General features: G+C 57.1%; 17 protein-coding genes. 11 read left to right on the forward strand and 6 right to left on the reverse strand.

Annotation, left to right across the window (positions count from 1 at the left end):
* Window positions 1-190 precede the first annotated feature (190 nt).
* The 4 genes from PSEMAI1_RS0110960 (at window position 191) to PSEMAI1_RS0110975 (ending at window position 4,522) form a co-directional block, all read left to right on the forward strand.
* Complete coding sequence (locus tag PSEMAI1_RS0110960) at window positions 191-1,165, forward strand: quinone oxidoreductase (protein ID WP_024302921.1); 975 nt, start codon at window positions 191-193, stop codon at window positions 1,163-1,165.
* A 138-nt stretch (window positions 1,166-1,303) separates the two neighbouring features.
* Window positions 1,304-2,806 (forward strand): CoA-acylating methylmalonate-semialdehyde dehydrogenase, encoded by a 1,503-nt coding sequence (locus PSEMAI1_RS0110965; protein ID WP_156943123.1) that lies wholly within the window; start codon window positions 1,304-1,306, stop codon window positions 2,804-2,806.
* Window positions 2,807-2,820: 14 nt separating this feature from the next.
* Window positions 2,821-3,105: a YciI family protein gene (locus tag PSEMAI1_RS0110970; protein ID WP_024302923.1), complete on the forward strand. Its 285-nt coding sequence runs from the start codon at window positions 2,821-2,823 to the stop codon at window positions 3,103-3,105.
* Between the two features lie 55 nt (window positions 3,106-3,160).
* The gene (locus PSEMAI1_RS0110975; RefSeq protein WP_024302924.1) at window positions 3,161-4,522 is read left to right on the forward strand and encodes an aspartate aminotransferase family protein; all 1,362 of its coding nucleotides are present in this window, start codon (window positions 3,161-3,163) and stop codon (window positions 4,520-4,522) included.
* 303 nt (window positions 4,523-4,825) lie between these two features.
* Here the strand turns inward: PSEMAI1_RS0110975 and rarD are convergent, their stop codons facing one another.
* The 4 genes from rarD to PSEMAI1_RS0110995 all read right to left on the reverse strand — a co-directional run bounded on the left by rarD (window position 4,826) and on the right by PSEMAI1_RS0110995 (window position 10,930).
* Window positions 4,826-5,737, reverse strand: a complete 912-nt coding sequence (rarD, locus tag PSEMAI1_RS0110980) for an EamA family transporter RarD (RefSeq protein WP_024302925.1) — start codon at window positions 5,735-5,737, stop codon at window positions 4,826-4,828.
* Between the two features lie 156 nt (window positions 5,738-5,893).
* Window positions 5,894-7,429 (reverse strand): amidophosphoribosyltransferase, encoded by a 1,536-nt coding sequence (gene purF, locus PSEMAI1_RS0110985; RefSeq protein WP_024302926.1) that lies wholly within the window; start codon window positions 7,427-7,429, stop codon window positions 5,894-5,896.
* 333 nt (window positions 7,430-7,762) lie between these two features.
* Window positions 7,763-9,217 carry an NAD-dependent succinate-semialdehyde dehydrogenase gene (locus PSEMAI1_RS0110990; RefSeq protein WP_024302927.1) on the reverse strand — a complete coding sequence of 485 codons (1,455 nt, stop codon included), beginning with the start codon at window positions 9,215-9,217 and terminating at the stop codon, window positions 7,763-7,765.
* Between the two features lie 69 nt (window positions 9,218-9,286).
* Window positions 9,287-10,930: a choline dehydrogenase gene (locus tag PSEMAI1_RS0110995; RefSeq protein ID WP_024302928.1), complete on the reverse strand. Its 1,644-nt coding sequence runs from the start codon at window positions 10,928-10,930 to the stop codon at window positions 9,287-9,289.
* Window positions 10,931-11,534: 604 nt separating this feature from the next.
* Here PSEMAI1_RS0110995 and PSEMAI1_RS0111000 point away from each other — a divergent pair.
* From PSEMAI1_RS0111000 to PSEMAI1_RS22500, 3 genes are all read left to right on the forward strand, one after another.
* Entirely contained in the window at window positions 11,535-12,386 is an 852-nt protein-coding gene (locus tag PSEMAI1_RS0111000) for a VOC family protein (protein WP_024302929.1), read from the forward strand.
* Between the two features lie 9 nt (window positions 12,387-12,395).
* Window positions 12,396-13,157, forward strand: coding sequence for an FAD-binding oxidoreductase (locus tag PSEMAI1_RS21255; protein ID WP_084612666.1), 762 nt, complete (start codon window positions 12,396-12,398; stop codon window positions 13,155-13,157).
* 617 nt (window positions 13,158-13,774) lie between these two features.
* A complete protein-coding gene (locus PSEMAI1_RS22500) occupies window positions 13,775-13,963 on the forward strand; it encodes a 4-oxalocrotonate tautomerase (RefSeq protein WP_024302930.1) in 189 nt (62 codons plus the stop codon).
* A 52-nt stretch (window positions 13,964-14,015) separates the two neighbouring features.
* On the opposite strand, the gene PSEMAI1_RS0111010 is transcribed toward PSEMAI1_RS22500, so the two are convergent.
* The gene (locus PSEMAI1_RS0111010; protein WP_024302931.1) at window positions 14,016-14,693 is read right to left on the reverse strand and encodes a GntR family transcriptional regulator; all 678 of its coding nucleotides are present in this window, start codon (window positions 14,691-14,693) and stop codon (window positions 14,016-14,018) included.
* Window positions 14,694-15,528: 835 nt separating this feature from the next.
* Here PSEMAI1_RS0111010 and PSEMAI1_RS0111015 point away from each other — a divergent pair.
* Window positions 15,529-16,278, forward strand: a complete 750-nt coding sequence (locus PSEMAI1_RS0111015) for an electron transfer flavoprotein subunit beta/FixA family protein (protein ID WP_024302932.1) — start codon at window positions 15,529-15,531, stop codon at window positions 16,276-16,278.
* Window positions 16,279-16,293: 15 nt separating this feature from the next.
* Window positions 16,294-17,232, forward strand: a complete 939-nt coding sequence (locus PSEMAI1_RS0111020; protein ID WP_024302933.1) for an electron transfer flavoprotein subunit alpha/FixB family protein — start codon at window positions 16,294-16,296, stop codon at window positions 17,230-17,232.
* A 115-nt stretch (window positions 17,233-17,347) separates the two neighbouring features.
* On the opposite strand, the gene PSEMAI1_RS21260 is transcribed toward PSEMAI1_RS0111020, so the two are convergent.
* Window positions 17,348-18,619, reverse strand: coding sequence for a DUF3422 family protein (locus tag PSEMAI1_RS21260; RefSeq protein ID WP_084612667.1), 1,272 nt, complete (start codon window positions 18,617-18,619; stop codon window positions 17,348-17,350).
* 449 nt (window positions 18,620-19,068) lie between these two features.
* Between PSEMAI1_RS21260 and PSEMAI1_RS0111030 the strand changes: the two genes are divergently transcribed.
* A complete protein-coding gene (locus tag PSEMAI1_RS0111030) occupies window positions 19,069-20,685 on the forward strand; it encodes an electron transfer flavoprotein-ubiquinone oxidoreductase (RefSeq protein ID WP_029770647.1) in 1,617 nt (538 codons plus the stop codon).
* 66 nt (window positions 20,686-20,751) lie between these two features.
* On the forward strand, window positions 20,752-21,564 hold the full coding sequence (proC, locus tag PSEMAI1_RS0111035; RefSeq protein ID WP_024302936.1) for a pyrroline-5-carboxylate reductase: 813 nt from the start codon (window positions 20,752-20,754) through the stop codon (window positions 21,562-21,564).
* Window positions 21,565-21,594 lie beyond the last annotated feature (30 nt).

A 21,594-nucleotide genomic window follows, 5' to 3' on the forward strand; every position in this document is an offset into this window, starting at 1 on the left:
CGGGTGGTCAATGTAGAACCACAACCGACACTCGCGTACGCATGGCTTTTCATAACGCAAACCGCGTCCCTATTGCTGCACGAGATGCATTAGTGATCTGCACCTAGCACCATTGATCAGGAAATGTCAAGAGATCAGTATCGGCCTATCGCAGGTCAACGTGATCGCGACTGAATACAGGGAACAAGCAATGGTGCAAATCATCAAATTGGCGCGCACTGGCGGGCCAGAAGTACTTGAATTGACCGATGGCGACCGTGCCACTCCAGGACCGAACGAGGCATGGGTGGAGCATGAAGCGATTGGCGTCAACTACCTAGACGTGACGCAGCGCTCGGGCGCCGTGCCGATTCCATTGCCAAACGGCCTGGGCCTGGAAGGCGCCGGACGCGTGACCGCTATCGGATCCGAAGTTCGCAATGTCGCTGTCGGCGACAGGGTTGCCTACATTTTGGGACCTCTCGGCAGCTATGCCACGGGTCGCCTCTATCCCGCTGAGCGCCTGATCAAGTTGCCCGACAGCCTGAGTTTCGACGAGGCCGCCGCGGTGCTCTTCAAGGGTATCACCGCGCAATATCTGATCAAGTCCACCTACCAGGTCCAGGCCGGGACGGTCGTGTTGCTCTACGGCGCAGCAGGAGCGCTTGGGCAGATTCTGGCACCTTGGGCGAAGCATCTGGGCGCCACCGTGATCGGCGTGGTCTCGAAGCAGGCCAGCGTCGAGCGTGCCCGTGCTGCAGGCTGCGATGACGTCTTGGTCTGGGGTGAGTGCGACTTGCCGGCAGAAGTCTCACGCCTGACCAATGGACGTAAGGCTGACGTGGTGTACGACGGCGTCGGTCGCGTTACTTTTGCGACCTCGTTGGACTGCCTGCGTCCCAGAGGCCTCATGGTCTCCATTGGCGCGTCCACGGGGGCTCCTCCTGCAGTCGAGATTGGGACGCTCAACGCGAAGGGTTCGCTGTTCTTGACGCGCCCCGGTCTGGCGCTTCACGCGACGAATATCGACGAGTACCGTGAGCGCGCGAATGACGTCTTCGACGCCGTGGCACAAGACATCTTCAAGCCGTCGATCTGGCAGACCTTCCCTCTGGCAGATGCAGCCCGCGCACATGCGTCACTCGAGGACGGCACTGCTGCCGGCGCCATCATCCTGAAACCCTGAGCATAACGGGCGCAAGACCAAGGCGCACCCAGGTGCGCCTCCACCATCTTGCCAGGACGTACCTGAACGGGACCTAGGCCCAGGCCACTACGAATTCCTGCTGCCTGTGATCCCTCACCGATACCCATGGAGACTCCGATGACAACCCATCTACCTCGCATCCCGCTGCTGATCAACGGCGCATTTATCCAATCCCAATCGACGCAGTGGCGCAACATCATCAACCCAGCCACGCAGGAGACACTCGCACAAGTACCCTTGGCCACGCCTAGCGAGGTTGCGGCTGCTGTGGAGGCAGCCAAGGCGGCCTTTCCCTCTTGGCGCAAAACCCCCATTGGTCAACGCGCGCGGGTCTTCCTGAAATATCAGCAACTGATCCGTGACAACATCAAATCGCTGGCTGCCATGCTGACGGCCGAACAAGGCAAGACCCTGGCCGACGCGGAAGGTGACATCTTCCGCGGCCTCGAGGTGGTGGAGCATGCGGCGGCCATTTCGGAACTGCAGCTTGGGGAACTGGCGAACAATGTAGCCGGAGGCGTGGACACCTACACGCTGATGCAGCCACTGGGGGTATGTGCCGGCATCACGCCCTTCAACTTCCCCGCAATGATCCCGTTGTGGATGTTCCCCATGGCTATCGCCTGCGGTAACACCTTCGTGCTCAAGCCCTCGGAACAGGACCCTATGGTCACGATGCGCCTGGTGGAACTGGCGCTGGAAGCCGGGATTCCGCCTGGCGTGCTCAATGTGGTGCACGGCGCGGCCGAGGTAGTGGATGCGTTGTGTGACCACCCCGATATCAAGGCGGTATCCTTCGTGGGCTCCACCCGGGTCGGCACCCATGTGTACGAGCGCGCGTCACTTTCAGGCAAGCGGGTGCAGTGCATGATGGGTGCTAAGAACCACGCCATTGTGCTGCCGGATGCGCAAAAGGAGGCCTCGCTCAACGCCATCGTCGGTGCCGCCTTCGGCGCGGCAGGTCAGCGCTGCATGGCTGTGACGGTGGCCGTCCTGGTGGGCGAAGCGCAAAGTTGGAATCCCGACATCGTGGCCAAGGCGCGTGCGCTTCGCATCGGCGCGGGCCAGGACAACCCGGACCTAGGGCCGCTGATCAACTGTGCGGCGAAAGAACGTGTGGAGGGGCTCATTGAACGCGGCATCCAAGATGGCGCCATCCTTGAGCTCGACGGCCGGCACCCGAATCTGCCCGCTGCACTACAACACGGCAACTTCGTCGGGCCCACTGTCTTCTCTGGTGTGAAGCCAGGCATGGTGGTCTACGACCAAGAGATTTTCGGCCCAGTACTGTGCCTGGCCGAGGCCGCGAGCCTGGACGAAGCCGTCGCCATGATCAACGCCAACCCCAATGGCAACGGCACAGCGATCTTCACCCAATCGGGTGCCGCCGCGCGCAAGTTCCAGGAGGAGATTGACGTGGGTCAGGTAGGGATAAACGTACCCATCCCCGTGCCGGTCCCCATGTTCTCCTTCACCGGCTCGCGCGCCTCCAAGCTGGGGGATCTTGGCCCCTACGGCAAGCAGGCGGTGCTGTTCTACACCCAAACCAAGACGGTGACTGCCCGCTGGTTCGAGGACAGCGCTTCCTCCGGCGTCAACACCACTATCAGCATGCGTTGAGCGGGAGCGTTGACATGCTGTTTGTCATTCATTGCCTAGACCACCAGGGCGCCTACCCTCGCCGGTTGGAACACTACGATGCCCATCGAGCCTACGTGGCCGGAGCCCCGTTGAAGGTGATGCAGGCCGGCCCGCTGCTTGACGCAACCGGAAACACCCGCATCGGCAGCCTGCTCATTGTGGAGGCCGACTCGCTGCAAGACGTGCAGGCCTTTAGCGAAGGAGATCCGTTCCGACGGCTCGACGTGTGGGCCACGGTCCAAATCCACGCTTACGTCGTCGCTGTCGGCAACCGGTAGCCCCGGATCACCATGCCCCGCCGGGGCACCAACAATATGAGGTCAAGGAACTACCATGAGCTTCTCCACAACTGAACAGAAAAGAACCGCACCCTCCTCTCGCACCGACAGTGCATGGCTCGATGCCCACTGGATGCCCTTCACCGCAAACCGCAGCTTCAAGGCCGACCCACGGATGATCGTCGAGGCCAAGGGTGCCTACTTCACTGACGCCGATGGCAGAAAAGTATTCGACAGCCTCTCGGGCCTCTGGTGCGCAGGCTTGGGTCACGGGCGACCAGAAATCACTGAAGCAGTGGCTCGACAGATCGCGAAGCTCGATTACGCGCCGGCCTTCCAGTTCGGCCATCCGTCGTCCTTCGAACTTGCCAATAAGATCAAGGACCTGACCCCGGCCGGGCTGGACTATGTGTTTTTTACAAGTTCGGGATCCGAGGCCGCCGACACCTCGCTGAAAATGGCACGCGCCTACTGGCGTGCCAAAGGCAAAGCGACGAAGACCCGACTCATCGGTCGCGAGAAGGGTTACCACGGCGTCAACTTCGGCGGCATTTCTGTCGGCGGGATCGGTGGCAACCGCAAGGTCTTCGGTCAGGCAGTAGACGCGGACCACCTGCCGCACACGATGCTTGCGTCCAACGCCTTTTCGCGGGGAATGCCCGAGCAGGGCGCAGACCTTGCGGAGCGGCTGCTAGACCTGATCGCACTCCATGACGCCTCCAACATTGCCGCAGTCATTGTCGAGCCTTTTTCTGGATCGGCCGGTGTCATCGTACCGCCGCAAGGCTATCTGCAAAGGCTGCGAGAGATTTGCACAGCGCACGACATCCTTCTGATCTTTGACGAGGTCGTCACCGGGTTTGGCCGTGCCGGTGCATGGACCGGTTCCGATGCCTTTGGCGTCATCCCTGACATCATGAATGTTGCCAAGCAGATCACCAACGGTGCTCAGCCGCTGGGGGCAGTGATCGCCAATAAGGACATCTATGATACGTTGATGTCCGCAGGTGGACCGGAATATCTGGTCGAATTCCCACACGGCTATACGTATTCGGCACACCCGGTGGCCTGCGCAGCGGGAATTGCCGCACTGGACTTGCTCGTGCAAGAGGACGCCGTTGCACGGGTGGGAGCCCTCGCACCGTACTTCGAGAGTGCTGTGCACAGTTTGAAGGGGGCGGCCGGTGTCGTGGACATCCGCAACTTCGGCCTGGCGGCAGGAATCACCTTAGCACCCAAGAACGGAGAGCCAGCTCGTCGCCCCTATGAGGTCTCTATGGCGTGCTGGAAGAAAGGCTTCTACGTCCGTTATGGAGGGGACACCATTCAGCTTGCCCCACCTTTCATTACGGAGAAGGCTGAGATCGACCGTCTGATTAACGCGCTGGGCGATGCGCTGGAGGAGACTGCGAAATAGCCGCAGTGGATATCCAAGCCACAATCCCCGGTTTAGGGCCTGTCATTGGTCAGCAACTCTGACTCCCTTGGCCCCGGCGTGCTGGCTCACCAGCTCCAAGGGGCTTAATGTGTTTGGAACCGCCATGCGTCATTTCGTCAGGCATCTCTCTATCCTGGCTCTGTTTCTCGGCCTACCTTACCATTACGGACGGAAGAGTACTGCAGCGCCGATCTAACTGATACCCTTTCTTCTTCATTCAATCGATCGCTACATGCAGCGGCAGCTGCCCTATTCCACGGCAGGCTCTCGCTTGCCGATAGGTCACGCAGGGGCGTTATTCTCAATGATGCGGATCGATACACTTTCCCTCCAGAGATGACGCACACCGTCCAAGATCAGCATGCCGACAGCGACCCAGATGGGGAGGAAAGTCAACCATTCATCGGCCTGGATATGCTCCCCAAGGATCAGCGCCACCCCGAGCATCAATACTGGCTCCACATAGCCCAGCAATCCAAAGAGGCTGAGCGAAAGGAGCCGGCTGGCGGTGATATAGGACATGAAAGCGGTGGCGGTGATCACTCCCAGAAGGACAACCAGGAGGTACAGGCGTGGGCTCTGCGCGAAATGGCTGTTTGCAGCATGCTGTCCCATCACGATCCATGCAGCGAAAGGGAGTGTGAGCAGCATGTCGAACCAGAGCCCGCCCAAGTGATCCGTTCCTAGTTTTCGGCGCAGGATAAAATAGATTGGGAAGCCGATGGCGACCAGCAGGGCTTCCCATGAGAACCCTCCCACCTGATACAACTCGTGCGCCACGCCTAACGCGGCCGACAGCCCGGCCGCTTTCTGCAGCAACGTGAGACGCTCACGGTAGAGCAACCTGCCTGCCAACAGCATAGCGAGGGGAAGCAGGAAGTAGCCCAAGGATACTTGCAGTCCCCGGCCATTCAGCGGCGCCCACATGAACAGCCACTGCTGAACCCCCAGCAGCGCGCTGCTGAGGGACAGCCCAAGTATGAGCTTCGGTGTACGTTTAAGGCGCGATAGTAGCTGCGCAACGTGCCTCCACTCCTTGCTAATAATCATGAACAGCGTCACACAGGGCAGTGTGAGCACCATGCGCCAACCAAATATTTCCTGCCCGGTTAGCGGGGCTAATAAGGTAGCGTAGTAATACAGGCCGGCAAACAGGCACGACGACGCAATCGATAAAGTAATACCCTTGTACAAGCAAACTTCTCCCAGCTAAAAATGAACAACAGACATATCACGGCACCTTAGATCTGCTGCAGGCTCTTAATCGCATGGATGCGTTGATGATCACACACACTTCCAGCGGTATCCATGCTATCTGCTAAGCGATGACGGTGATGTTAGCAACTTGTTTCAAATCAGGTTCTGCTCGGCCACGTTCAGGTTGAGGTCGACCGGCTGCGCGCCTTCGACCTCCTCCTTCTGGCCCTTGCCGTCACGGCGCGCGCTCTCGATCGCGTCGAGATACGCTTCGGTGATGTCGCCGGTGATGTACTCGCCGTTGAAGCACGAGGTCTCGAAATCGCGCAGTTCGCGGTTGACGCTGTGCACCGCGTCCTTCAGGGCATCCAGGTCCTGGTAGATCACCGCGTCGGCGCCGATCTCGCGGGCGATCTCTTCCTCGGTCCGCCCGGTGGCCAGGAGTTCGGCACGGGTCGGCATATCGATGCCGTAGACGTTGGGGAAACGCACCGCCGGCGCGGCGGAGGCGAAATAGACTTTCTTGGCGCCGGCATCGCGCGCCATCTGCACGATTTCCTTGGACGTGGTGCCGCGCACGATGGAGTCGTCCACCAAGAGCACGTTGCGGTCCTTGAATTCACAGGCGACTGGGTTGAGCTTCTGGCGCACCGACTTCTTGCGCACGGCCTGGCCCGGCATGATGAAGGTACGGCCGATGTAGCGGTTCTTGATGAAGCCTTCGCGGTACGGGAGGCCCAGGTGATTGGCCAGTTGCAAGGCGCTGGGGCGGCTGGTATCGGGGATCGGCATCACCACGTCGATGTCCATCTCCGGCAGCACGCGGCGAATCTTGTCGGCCAGCGTCTCGCCCATCACGGTGCGCGCCTGGTAAACCGAGGCGCCGTCGATCACCGAGTCGGGACGGGCGAAGTAGACGAATTCGAACAGGCACGGCGCATGGCGGGTCGGGCCCTTGCTCGGCTGGGCGTGGAAATCGCCGCCGAAGCTGACGAACACGCACTCGCCCGGCTCGACGTCGCGCAGCACCTTGAAGCCGGAGCAATCCAGCGCCACGGACTCGGAGGCGAACATGTATTCGGTCTTGCCGTTGCTGTCGTTGGTGCCGATCACCAGCGGACGGATGCCGTTGGGGTCGCGGAAGGCCACCAACCCGTAGCCGGCGATCATCGCCACCACGGCGTAGGCGCCGCGCACGCGGCGGTGCACGGCCTCGACCGCCTCGAACACCGCCTCGACCGACAGCTCGTAGCCCTCGACGCGCTGCGCCAGTTCGTGAGCGAACACGTTGAGCAGCACTTCGGAATCGGAATTGGTGTTGATGTGACGCAGATCGTAGCGGTACATATCCGCCTTGAGCTCGTCGGTATTGGTCAGGTTGCCGTTATGCGCCAGCACGATGCCGAACGGCGAGTTGACATAGAACGGCTGCGCCTCGGCCAGGTTGGACGCCGAGCCGGCAGTCGGGTAGCGCACATGGCCGATGCCGGCGTTGCCCAGCAGCGAGCGCATGTTGCGGGTACGGAACACGTCTCTGACCATGCCACTGCCTTTGTGCATGTGAAAAGACTTCCCGTTGGCCGTCACGATGCCGGCTGCATCCTGACCCCGGTGTTGCAGCAGTTGCAGACCGTCATACAGCAGCTGATTGACGGGAGACTGCCCGACCACGCCTAGAATTCCACACATTTCAAGTTTTCCCAACTACCTTCAGAACTTAAAGGAGATAAAGCCCGGCCAGCCATCCTACGCTGAGCCCTGTCGAAATATTTCGCCGTGTCGCTCCGAGAAACATAAGAACAGCTCCAACTTGGGAGGCCGCCAAGACCACAAGGACTGTGCAGTGACCCCGGCAGTAAGAGCGAACAGCGTGCTGCTCCACATCGGCGGCAAATTATTGCGCCACTGCTCATGCTGGATTTGCAACTATAGTTTTCAAGGAGTTTGAAAGGAGCACACAACAAGCAGGAGCAACGTCCGCAGAGGTGAGCGCCAGTCTTGCTGGCACTCACCTCAGTGCGTTTAGGAGTTGCTGACTGACGGCAGTTGTTTGTCGGAAATCAGCTTGGTGCGCAGGTAGGCATCCAACCCTTCGATGCCGCTTTCATGGCCATAGCCGGACTCGTTGACACCACCGAACGGAGTTTCCACTTCATGCACGGACGTGTTGTTAACACCAACCTGCCCTACATTTAGCGCCTCGCTTGCGCGGGTAGCGGTCGAGCTGTCCCTCGTGAAGACGTAACCGGCAAGACCGAGAGGCAGCGAGTTCGCACGAGCGATGACTTCATCAAACGAATCGAATGGGGTCATCGGGGCGAGAGGACCGAACGGCTCCTGCGTCATGACTTGAGCGTTATCCGGGACATCGCGCAGCACGGTCGGCGCATAGAAATAACCCTGACGCTCAAGGCGCTGGCCGCCAGTCACGATGGTGGCACCGTTTGCTACAGCATCGCGAACCAGCTCGTCGATTGCCGCCAAACGACGCTCAGTAATCATGGGTCCGACCTGCACACCCTCGTCTAGGCCATTGCCAACCACCAACTGTTTCGTGCGCTCAGTGAACTGCTCGACAAAACGGTCGTAAATCCGGCGGTGGATGTAGAAGCGGGTAGGCGAAGTGCAAACCTGGCCGGCATTACGGAACTTGGCAGCAACAAGCATATTGATTGTGTAGTCGAGATCAGCATCCTCGAATACGAGGACGGGAGCGTGACCACCTAGCTCCATGGTGCAGCGCTTGAGGGTATCTGCGGCAAGGCGTGCAAGCAGTTTGCCTACAGGGGTAGAACCAGTCAGTGAGACTTTTTTCGGAATCGGCGACTTGATTAGGTGTTCAGAAATAGGAGCAGACTCTCCGAACACGATGTTAACTACGCCCGGGGGTACACCGGCCTCTTGAAAGCAACGCCCGATAGCAATGGCCGTACCTGGCGTTTCATCACTCGGTTTGACGATGATTGAGCAGCCGGCAGCCAAAGCAGCGCCGATCTTCAGGGCCACGTTACCGGCAGGGAAATTCCACGCCGCAAAACCCAGCACCGGCCCTACAGGTTCTTTGAGCGTCAATTGACGCACACCCGGTACACGTGCCGGAATCACTCGGCCATAGGCACGTCGAGCTTCTTCCGCGTACCACCGTACCGCATCGGCACAGAACTGCACCTCCCCAGCAGCCTCGCCGAGCGGCTTGCCGTTCTCCTGGGTCATTGTCTGCGCAATTTCTTGCTTGCTGGATTCGATCAATTCGGCGGCCTTGTTCAGAACCTTGTAACGTTCGATAGCCGGCAACTGCTTCCAGACCAGAAAACCATTCTGCGCTCCTTCGAGAGCTCGATCGAGGTCCGACACGCCAGCGCAGGACAGATAGGAAATGATTTTCCCAGTTGCCGGATTGTAAACTGGGGTTACCTTGCCTTCGCTGCCGTCAGTCCACTGACCATTAATAAAAAGTTGTAATTTTTCGGAATACATAAGCACTCTCCGGATAATTAACGGCGTCGTATTGAATACCGTGTAATGGGAAATAAGGGTACGTAGAGACTACGATGCTTTACGTCCCGTGGCTGAATTGAACCAAGGCGCGGAGGATGGGGCCAACGCGGTTTTGCCTCTTATGTGGTCGGAGATCTTCTCCGCCATCATATAAATACACGCGCTGAGGTTACCCGTAACAATGCGTGGCATGATAGAAGCATCAACCACACGCAAATGAGATACCCCGTGAACACGGCCATAACTGTCAACAACGGCGTCCGCGTCAATGCCCATGCGACATGTCCCGCTTGGGTGATAGGACGTGCCGGTATTAACTCGGATGAACGCCTCGAGCTCCTTGTCGGTCTGTGCATGGGCACCAGGCGCCAACTCTTCACCGCGCACGGAATCCCATGCACGCTGTGCAATGATTCTGCGGGCGAGACGCACCGAGTCGATCATGTCGCGCATATCATCCGCTTCGGCATAATGGTTGAAGACGATGTTCGGAGCAGCAGCAGGATCTGCTGACTGAAGCCGTACACGCCCACGACTCTTCGGGCGCGACAGGTCAAGCCAGAATTGAAAACCGGGGATTGCAACCAGCCTACCGTTCTTCAACTGGCGAGTCAGTGGCAGGAACTCGAACTGCACGTTCGGATAATCGAAGCGGTCACTACTACGCAAAAAAGCCCCGGCTTCGAAAAAGTTCGTGGTTCCGAGACCTTTTTTCCGCAGCAGCCAATTCAAACCCAATTTGACTTGACCAACCGGCCCCAGCTCGGATACCAGAGAGTTCGCCCGTTCCGTGGCGTATTGCAGGTTGACGCCGGGATGATTTTCAAGATTTTTGCCGATCTGCGGCGAGTGGGCTAGAACATCGATGCCATGCTGACGCAATTCGTCTGCATCGCCGATACCCGAGAGCATCAGCAGCTTGGGTGAATTGAACGCACCGGCACAGAGAATGACCTCTTTACTAGCATGGGCAGTCAATTGGCGACCATTTTGCAGATACTGGATGCCGATAGCCATATCGCCATCAAGAAGGATGCGCTCGACTAATGAGTCGGTGCAAATATGCAGATTGGAGCGCTGAGCGGCAGGATCCAGGTAGCCACGTGCAGCAGACCAGCGTTTGCCCTCGTGAATATACGCTTGGGCAATGTGCAAACCCTCTTGCTGGTAGCCGTTGTGATCTTTCGTGACTGGGAAACCGAGTTGCTCACCTGAGCGAAGAAAACAGTCGTACAGTTTATGGTCGGCCTCGCATCGCTTGATTCGCATAGGTCCATCGCCACCACGCCACTGGTCTGCACCGCCACTGAAGGTCTCGAGCCGGCGGAAATACGGCAAGCAATGTGCGTAGGACCATTCCTTCAATCCCATCCCCGCCCAACCTTCGTAGTCCAGCGGGTTGCCTCGGTTGTAGATCATGGCGTTGATCGTCGTGCTGCCACCGATGACGCGACCACGCTTTTCGTCGATGGAGCGCCCATCCAGATACGGTTCGGGTCCCGCCTGATAGTGCCACCCTAGCCGCTTACTGGCATATACGAACGGCAAAGCCGCTGGCATGTCGACTATTAGCGATCGATCTGACCCACCGGCTTCCACGAGCAGCACCCGAACCGCTGGGTCTTCAGAGAGACGGGATGCAATGACGCAACCCGCCGCGCCAGCACCCACAACTATGTAGTCGTATTCCATTCTTGAACCTTCCATGAACCTTCCTGTGGTTGCTGGGCCCCGCTTGAAAAGTCGGTTCCCAGACTGGAGTAGCCGGATCATTAGGTGGGTGGATCACCGGCTAGCGCTCCAACCATTATAGTATTCTTTGAACATCAATCGTATACTAAAAAAACACTTATGTCGCCCTGCGGAGGGTGAGAACGTGAAACCAAGGTTCTCCACTGGCCCCTCTTGATTGAATGGCTCCAGTCACATGAAGCCAGCAAGGGGCAGACTTTCCTGTTCAAGAATGCTTTACGTGAGATCAGATGCAGAAGAGGGGTACGCACGATGAACCTGAAAGGCCCGCGGATTACAGAAGAATCGACCTACTTTTCGTCAATTTGATGCTTTTACGCGTGCATCCTCTTGGGGGTCCGTCCACAGAAGAGCACTCTTTAAAGAGTACCTTCTGCACAAGAAGGTCCATGCTGACGTGTGCACACCTCATGCTCGATGTTGCTGAGTGGCGACAGAAGTGGCCACTTCTGCCCTATTTACTTACCTCAAAACCGGATATGTACAGCACTTCTAGAACAAGCAGTCCCAAGCAACCCCCAACGTTAGATAGGCAGATAGTCCAATGAGCAAAAGCCCCATCATCGGTTTCGACCACCCGGTCATTGCGGTCCGCGACATGGAAGAGTCCCGTCGGCGCTACGAGCGCATGGGATTCTTCGTTCCGCCACGTGGTAGCCACATGGAGTGGGGCACTGGAAACTGGTGCATCATGTTCCCGCATGATTACCTTGAGCTACGCGGAATTGTTGATCCCGCTCGGTACACACACAAACTTGACGAGTTCCTCGCAGAACGCGAAGGCCTCATGGGCGTCGCCTTTACCGGAGATCGCGACAATCACGAGGCTGTTCACTATTTCGTAGAGCGCGGGCTTGCCCCCCACCCAGTGCGCGAACTTACGCGGCGCTTCGAGCGCCCCGATGGCGAGACTCACCCCAGCTTTCGCCTGTTGTTCTTTAAAGAAGGGGAAACTGGTCCGATGATGGCTTCCTTGATCTGCCAGCATCTCACTCCAGAGCTCATTCGTGAGCCGAGCTTTTTCGACCACCCGAACAAAGTGACCAGCATCCTTTCGATGACCGGCGTTGCCGAGGATCTAAAAGCAACAGCCGAACTGCTCCAGAAATACTTTAACGACGGCTCCATCGAACTTAGCGAACAACAGTTGTCCATTAGCGTTGGTCGCGGCGCGGAGCTCATAGTGGTAACCCCAGAGGAAGCAGTACGCCAGGGCCTCGTCATCGACACCACGGCACCTTATCTCACGGCCATCGCCATGCAGACTACGTCCCTGCAGGCTTGCGAAGAAGCACTGAAGCAAGGTGGCATTCCATACTCACGCCACAGCGAAAATCGACTGCGAGTATCTGCCGAAGCGGCATGCGGAGTCACATTGGATTTTGTGGCGGCTTAAGGAGACACCATGACCGCGCTACTTGCTGGCGAACTCCCAGTCTTACCGAGTTCGGCCTGGAAGCTGACTGCCCCTCCCCCACCTCAATGCTCCTCATTACAAGAGACAGTCGAAGCCGACGTCGCGATCATTGGAAGTGGCTTCACGGGCCTCATGACAGCCATCACCCTGCGTGAGGCAGGCAAGACCGTAGTGGTTGTCGACGCAATCGAACCGGGCTGGGGGGCATCCGGCCGAAACAATGGCCAAGTCATACCAGGCTTGAAATGGGATCCCGATGTCGTTGTACAGCGCTATGGTGCGATCCAAGGGGCACGGCTAGTAGAGTGGAGCGGTACTGCGCCAACGCTTGTTTTCGAGACCATTGCCAAACACGAGATCAACTGCTTTCCTGTGCAAAATGGCTGGATACAGCCTGCATACACGGGCATCTCGATTGAAACCATTAAGGCACGCTGCAACCAGTGGGCACGTCGTGGCGCGCCCGTCGAAATGATTCCGGAGCACGAACTCGAGCACATGCTTGGGACGCCGATCTTCAGATCCGCATGGATTGATAGACGCGGAGGGAGTATCAATCCTCTTGCCTACGCCCGTGGGCTTGCAACGGCTGCAATCAAGCTGGGCGTCAGCCTCTACACCTACCTCCGTCGGACAGCGTCCTACCTGCGTACACATTCTCATGTGCGACAGCGGCGAAACGATTCCACCAACAGACTCTTCTGCCTATACATGGTATGGCCGGCAACAAATCGTATACCGAGCAGATAGTATAGTATCTTGTTTGCTCATTGTGTGCACTTTTCAAACTTCCGCACCTACTCAGATAGGCACGAGCCCCCCGCGCTGTTGCGTACATCAGAAAATGGCACTCTTAAGCGATTCCAGTGTTGCCCGCCGACGACAAATAGTATACGTTGTTAAGATTTTGTATTCCATAAAGCCTAGAAAGGGCGGAAGGCTTGGAGCCCCCCTTCTGATCGATTGCCTTGAGCTGCCCACAATGAGCAGCGGAACAACGACTTGAGCCCATTATGCGCCGGCAGCCCACCTGAGGACGGATGGCAATGGTAGACGCAAGTGCAGCACATCGTTCTTGATGGGCAACTTGCTGTGAAAGACAAGCCAACAGGATTGTGGCGAGGCAGCGGCCACTCGACGGAGGGGGCATGGCAAGAAATAGACGAAAAGTCAGCTTGTGCCTCCCCTCCGCTGAGCCTGTTGCTCAAGAAGCCGCACATGATCAGGGAGAGATATGCACCTGCAACGGCCCATGACCATCAGACATGCAGTAACTGCCACGGCGCAGCCCCGCCTATGCAAACAGGGTGCCGCGCCGATTTTCAATTGCACGGCATTACCCGTGCATAATATTACAAGGAGCTATAATGCCTATTGTTCGCATCGAATTGTCCCCCGGACGTACGCACGAACAGAAGTCGCAATACGTGGAGGAAGTGACACGACTCACATCTGAGGTATTGAAGTGCCCAGTCGAATCAATCGATGTTATGTTCATCGAGATTCCAGCGACTGATTGGGCACATGCCGGCAAGTTCTACGCCCAACCGAAGTAAGAAGTAGTGCAGCGCACCAGACTCTGGCTGCGCTGCCCAAAAAGAGCGTGGATCAGGTAACGCTGGTGCGACGCTGATTGTTACGGAAGAAGCCTTGCACTTCACGCTGCGATTGCTCGATATGCTTGCGCAAGAGACGCACCGCCCCCTTGACGTCGCCTCGCTCGCAAGCATCCAGAATCTGCATATGCTCCTCGTGTGAGCGGTCGTGCTTCGCCGCCATTGTCACACGCAATCGCAGCAGGCGCCCCATATGCTCTTGTACCGAACGGATCGCCGCGAGCAAGCGTGGACGATTGGCCGGTTCGTAGAGCGTGTCATGGAATTCTGCATTCAAATCGCTCCATTCTTGATCACTCATGGCCGAGTGATAGGCCGCAAGCAGCTCGCGCGCGCGCGCGATGTCCACTGAGGCCATGTTCGGCACGGCAAGCTCCAAGGCGCGACATTCAAGCGCCAGCCGCATGTCGAGCATCTCGATGTAATCCATGACGGTGAGGGTCGCGACGACCGCGCCGACGTTCGGCGTAAACTTGACGAGCCCTTCGGACTGCAGTCGCATCAGCGCCTCGCGAACCGGTATCTTACTCACCCCGAGCTGCGCCGCGACATCATCCTGACGGATTGGCGAGCCTTCGGCCAGCTCACCCTCGAGGATCCGACGCTTAATTTCGACGTACGCACCTTCCGTAGCAGTTATCGTCGTCTTAGTAGGTTTTGCCTGGGCCATTGTTAGCGATCCTAAATTTCTCTGCCTACACACACGATCCACTATGCAAGATGAGAGATTCCAATCACTTCCTGCACATTTATCGTAAAGTCCCACTTAGTTTTGGGGCCACTGAGATTTTGGTGTAAATTAATGAAAGGCACCCCTCACAGACATATCAGCAGCCGTTCAAGGGCATGGAAATCGTCAACTAGGGATGCCCATCTAAATCATATACAATCATTATAACATCAGATACGAAGATGTGCTCCTAAGCGAACTCGGGGTAGACGCTCCCAAGGACAAATTGCACAGCCCGCCCCCAGGTAGTGAAACAACCTCTTCACAGGGTTTGCCGACACACAGCACACCATAGCATGCCCCCTCAGCCCTCCAGACCATGCACCGCCAGTTCGAGCAAGTCTATCCTCATACATCCGCGCACAAGGCTGAACTACCCTTTACCTTCGCACACTCCCGTCGCCACATAGGAACACATTGCAGGGACTGCGGCCCTGAGCGTTTTCCTGCCTGAACTTTAAGACCCTCTTACCCAACCAGCCTTGCACCGCCCACACAAATCGTATACTATAAGCAATATATATTATCTGTTTTGTCCTCATTATTTTTGCCATGAGGATCAAATTCGGGGGTTGTAGCAGGGCATCGCTGCGTGTGTTTTCGCGAGCAGCGGCGCGGGTTACGTACTCAAACGCCTGTTGATGAAACGCTCTATGAGCACGAACACATAAGCAGTGACAACATTAACAACTTGATGACGACAGGATATATCTTGCCTGACGTGGCGAGTGCCCTCCCCATCGCTGTTTATATTTTTCAACGTATGGTGATTGATATGAAACTAATGGTCCCGCTGAAAAGAGTAGTCGACTACAACGTCAAGGTCCGGGTGAAGTCGGACGGCACGGGCGTCGACCTCGCGAACGTAAAAATGTCGATGAACCCGTTCGACGAGATCGCCGTGGAAGAAGCGGTACGACTCAAGGAAGCCGGCGCGGCGACAGAAGTGATCGTGGTGTCGGTGGGCGTGGCGCAGGCCCAGGAGACGCTGCGCTCCGCACTCGCGATGGGCGCAGACCGGGCGATCCTCGTCGAGTCGGACGACGACGTACAGCCGCTCGCCGTCGCCAAGATCCTCAAGGCGCTGGTCGACAAGGAACAGCCTCAGCTGATCATCCTCGGCAAGCAGGCGATCGACGATGACTCGAACCAGACGGGCCAGATGCTCGCGGCCCTCGCGGGCCTGCCGCAAGCCACGTTCGCGTCGAAGGTCACTGTCGCGGACGGCCGCGCCACCGTCACGCGCGAGGTGGACGGCGGCGCCGAGACGTTGTCGCTCACCTTGCCGGCCGTGGTGACGACCGACCTGCGCCTGAATGAACCGCGCTACGTGAAGCTGCCGGACATCATGAAGTCGAAGAAGAAGCCGCTCGATACGGTAAAGCCGGAGGACCTGGGTGTCGACGTCACACCGCGCCTGAAGACACTGAAGGTGGAAGAACCGCCGAAACGGGCCGCGGGGATCATCGTGCCGGACGTGAAAACGCTGGTCGAGAAGCTGAAAACAGAAGCCAAAGTGTTGTAAGAGGAGCGGACAGAGATGACGATTCTGGTAATTGCCGAACATGACAACGTGTCGATCAAGTCGGCGACATTGAACACGGTCGCGGCCGCGACGAAGCTCGGCGGCGACATTCACGTCCTGGTCGCGGGCCACCAGGCCCAGGGGGCGGCCGATGCGGCGGCGAAGATCGCCGGGGTCGGCAAGGTGTTGCTGGCGGATGCGCCGCAACTGGCCGATGGTTTGGCGGAGAACGTCGAGGCGACGGCGCTGAACATCGTGAAGGACTACTCGCACATCCTCGTCGCGGCGACCGCCTATGGCAAGAACATCGCGCCGCGCATCGCGGCGAAACTGGATGTCGCGCAGATTTCGGATATCACGGCCGTCGTCGGTGCGGACACGTTCAAGCGCCCGATCTACGCCGGCAACGCGATTGCCACCGTGCAATCGAGCGATGCGATCAAGGTCATCACCGTCCGTGCAACGGGTTTCGACCCGGTGGCGGCCGAAGGCGGCAGTGCGAGCCTCGAGAAAATCGAAGCGGCGGCGGAGGTTGGCAGCTCGCAGTTCGTGAGCCGTGAAGTGACGAAGCTGGACCGTCCGGAGCTGACGTCGGCCCGCATCATCGTTTCCGGCGGCCGGGGTCTTGGCAGTGGCGAGAACTTCACGGCGGTGTTGGAACCGCTGGCGGACAAGCTGCAAGCCGCGCTGGGGGCCTCCCGAGCCGCGGTCGATGCCGGCTACGTTCCGAACGACTACCAGGTTGGCCAGACCGGCAAGATCGTGGCGCCGCAACTGTATATTGCGGTGGGCATTTCGGGAGCGATCCAGCACCTGGCGGGGATGACGGGTTCGAAGGTGATCGTGGCGATCAACCAGGACCCGGAAGCGCCGATCTTCAGCGTGGCGGATTATGGTCTGGTGGGGGATCTGTTCACGCTTGTGCCGGAACTGCTGGAGAAACTCAATACATGACTACGCAAGCCAAAGTGAGCCGAGACATAGCGTAGCCAAGGCAGCAACAGGAAATCCACCACAGGCAAACGTTCGATGCGAAAGTTAGAGCATCGAACGTTTGCCACTGTTATTGCTAATGAGAGCCTTTCTGCATAAAAACTTGGCGCAATCGATTTGTGCCGTAGAAAACAAGTGCAACGACAGGGATAATCAAAGCCCCCTCGCCCACTTCGGGATCAAACGGCAAACCAAAATTCTCCAGCGCCTTCAGTGCAACAGAAATGAGGCTTAACACATAGTATGAAATAGCGGCCACTGACAAACCTTCTACCGCATGTTGCATCCTGAGTTGAGCATTCGCTGTCTGATTCATCCCAAGTAGTAATGCATTAGCTTGGCGTTCCTGAGCCAAATTAACCCTGGTACGTAAAAGGTTTGCAGCTCGTGCGACATGAGTGGCAAGTAATTCCTGCCTTTCCTGGGTTGAACGACAATTATTGATGGCAGGCGATAACCTACGCTCCATGAACTCACCAATAGTTGGAACACCCTCAATTCTTTCTTCTCGCAACTCTGTTATTCGTGCACGAAGAAGATGGTCATAAGCTCGGGAAGCGTTAAAACGGCTACATTTACTGCTAAGAGATTGCACTCTCATCGCCAGGTTGGTAAGCGAAAGAAGCAATGTCGGGTCTTCACTGCTATCCGTATTTGCATCCATTCTCTCCATAATGGTAAACAGCTCATTTTCCATCTGATCGAGCACGCCGGCCATTTTTCGAGCAATGGGCAAAGACAAAAGCGCCATCATACGGTATGTCTCGATCTCATACAGCCTTTGCAATAATCGGCCAGCTTGAGATTCGCGGAAATCTAGATCAAGCACCAGGAAGCGTGAAAAACCATCCTGATTAATATGCCAATCACACCAAGCCTCTCCTCCGGCCAATACACGACTCCCAACAAGAACCGGACCACAAAACCAACCCTTTAGCGATTCCTTTGCTTTGTGGGCCTCACTACCCTGCAAAACTTCTGCATGAAGAGCAACCAATCTTCTGCCTTCCAAATTGTTGAACCATTCTTTAGGGATAGAATCTATTGCTGCCCCATGAAAAGGCCCATCATCAGGGTTGGTTACTACAAATGTGAAAGTTGAAAATTCGGTATGTTTTTCCCACTTCAACTGAAAGTCGCCATGCACATATGAGACATGATTGACGTTACCATCAGGCACAGCCACCCCAAGGATATTGCAAAGTTTAACAAGCAAATCCATGTGAATATGCGGTTCATCCTCGCTGAAAATTGCAATATGCGACAGCCTAGCTCGCCCTTGAATTCTCAAGAAGGGACGTGCATGCACCTCATTAGCAAGCATTTCTCTCAAAGGATGATCAAGCATAAATACTCCAATCAAGGACAAAAGGCATTCAGTCACAGCCTACCAACTACAGAGTAGTCTCAACATTTAAAGGGGATCAAATGGCCAAAATAAATAAAGCCCATTCAAAAAAAATGCCGATGCCATAACTATAGCATCGGCGAAGTCGCCATGATTGAAGCGATGGGAGAAAAAAAAGCAATCGTGAGTGAGAAATCTACCCCAGCCTCCACTGCTCTAGAGTAGCTCCCTGACCACAGATACATGGTAGCCTATCTCACATTTTTAGTATACTATTGATGTACAAATGTATCTGATTTACCACTGCAGGCCACACTGTAAGTCACCGCGGCATGGGTAGGCATCAGCATCTCGACGCAAGATTGGGCACCTAGCAGCATCGGGGCATCCCTGATGTAACACCTGATGTGCTTACGCAAGATAAGGAGCAGAAATTGGAAAGAGAGAGCATGGAATACGACGTGGTGATCGTGGGCGGCGGGCCTTCCGGCCTGACCGCGGCGATTCGCCTCAAGCAGCTGGCAGCCGAGAAGGGCCAGGACATCAGCGTCTGTCTGCTGGAAAAGGGCTCCGAAATCGGCGCCCACATCCTGTCCGGCGCGGTGATCGAACCAAAGACGCTGAACGAGCTGATCCCGGACTGGAAAGAGAAGGGCGCCCCGCTCAACACCCCGGCCAAGAAAGACCAGTTCCTGTTCCTGACTGAAACCGAGTCGATCCAGCTGCCCACCCCGCCGCAGATGAACAATCACGGCAACTACATCGTCAGCCTGGGCAACTTCTGTCGCTGGCTCGGCCCGCAGGCCGAAGAACTGGGCGTCGAAATCTATCCCGGCTTTGCCGCCGCCGAAGTGCTCTACCACCCGGACGGCTCGGTCAAGGGCGTGGCCACCGGCAACGTCGGCACCGGCAAGAACGGCGATCTGGAAGGCGAACCCGGCATGGAACTGTGGGCCAAGCAGACCCTGTTCGCCGAAGGCTGTCGCGGCTCGCTCACCAAGACCCTGTTCGAGCGTTTCAAGCTGCGTGACGGCGCTGATCCGCAAACCTACGGCATCGGCATCAAGGAACTGTGGGAAGTCAAACCCGAGCTGCACCAACCGGGCAAGATCACCCACACCGTCGGCTGGCCGATGGACACCGCCACCTACGGCGGTTCCTTCCTCTACCACCTGGAAGACAACCTGGTGGCGGTCGGTTTCGTGATCGGGCTCGACTATCAGAATCCGTACCTGTCGCCGTATGAAGAATTCCAGCGCTTCAAGACCCATCCGGCGGTGCGAGGCGTGTTCGAAGGTGGACGCCGCCTGTCCTACGGAGCCCGCGCCCTCTCCGAAGGCGGGCTGCAGAGCCTACCCAAGCTCACCTTCCCAGGCGGGGTGCTGATCGGCGATACCGCCGGCTTCCTCAACGTGCCGAAGATCAAGGGCACCCATACCGCGATGAAGTCCGGCATGCTGGCGGCCGAAGCGGTGTTCGCGGCGCTGACGGCCAACCCCGAAGCGCAGGGCCAGGAAGTGACCGGCTACAGCGCGGCGTTCCAGCAAAGCTGGCTGCGCGACGAACTGCACCAGGTGCGCAACATCCGCCCGTCGTTCCGCTGGGGCCTGTGGCCGGCGATGCTCTACTCGGCCATCGACACCTATCTGTTCCGGGGCAAGGCGCCGTGGACGCTGCATCACAAGCACGCCGACCACGAAACGCTGAAGCCGGCCGCCGAGTTCAGCCCGATCGCCTACCCGAAGCCGGATGGTGTGCTGACCTTCGACCGCCTGTCGTCGGTGTTCATCTCCAACACCAACCACAGCGAAGACCAGCCGGCGCACCTCAAGCTCAAGGACCCGACGGTGCCGGTAGCAATCAACCTGAAGAAGTTCGCCGGCCCCGAGTCGCGCTTCTGCCCGGCAGGTGTGTACGAGTTCGTCGGCGAGGCGGATTCGCCGCGCCTACAGATCAACGCGCAGAACTGCGTGCACTGCAAGACCTGCGACATCAAGGACCCAACCCAGAACATCAACTGGGTGACACCGGAAGGTGGTGGCGGGCCCAACTATCCGAATATGTGAGCTTAGCCATAAACAACTTCCGGCCTTGCACCAGCAGTCAATTTTCAACAGTGAGGAGAGAAAACCATGTCATTCACGATCACATTCATCGGCGGCGGCAACATGGCCAGAGCCATCATTGGCGGGCTGGCTAGCAAAAGCTTCTTGCCACAAAACATTCATGTCATTGACCCGAATGCGGGGCAAATCGATGATCTTGTCGCCACGCATCACATCAACGGTTCGACCGCGCTCACGGAAGAAGCGGCAAGATCAGATGTCATCATCTGGGCGATCAAACCTCAAATCATGAAACAGGTTGCGTCCTCCGTACAGCTGCAGAACAAAGATGCGCTACATATCAGCATTGCTGCGGGTATCAGAACAGACGATCTGGCAGCCTGGACAGGCAACGAAAACATCGTACGCATCATGCCTAACACCCCGGCCCTGATTGGGGCGGGGGTATCAGGGATATATGCGGGGGATGGCATAAACCAGGATCAACGCAATAAGGCAGAACTGATTGCAGGCACGCTGGGCAGCCACTTCTGGCTTGCCAACGAAAATGAAATGGATGACGTTACCGCCATCAGTGGCAGTGGACCCGCCTATATTTTCCACTTTCTGGAAGGGTACCAGAATGCCATCAAGTCACTCGGCTACAGCGACGACAGAAGCCGGGAGCTTGCCATCTTTGTTGCAGAGGGAGCCCTTGCGCTTGCAAAACACATGGGTATCGACTTCAAGACCTTGCGGGAACAAGTGACGTCAAAAGGCGGTACCACTGAAGCAGCCATCAAGCAGCTCGATGCATGCCAAACACAGGAAGCAATCAAAACTGCAATAGATGCAGCAAAAAACAGAGCCATTGAAATGAGTAAAGAATTTTCCAAATAAAGTGGTTCTTCTGCACAAATCAGTAATCAT

Source organism: Pseudogulbenkiania sp. MAI-1 (genome assembly GCF_000527175.1).
Taxonomy (GTDB): Bacteria; Pseudomonadota; Gammaproteobacteria; order Burkholderiales; family Chromobacteriaceae; genus Pseudogulbenkiania.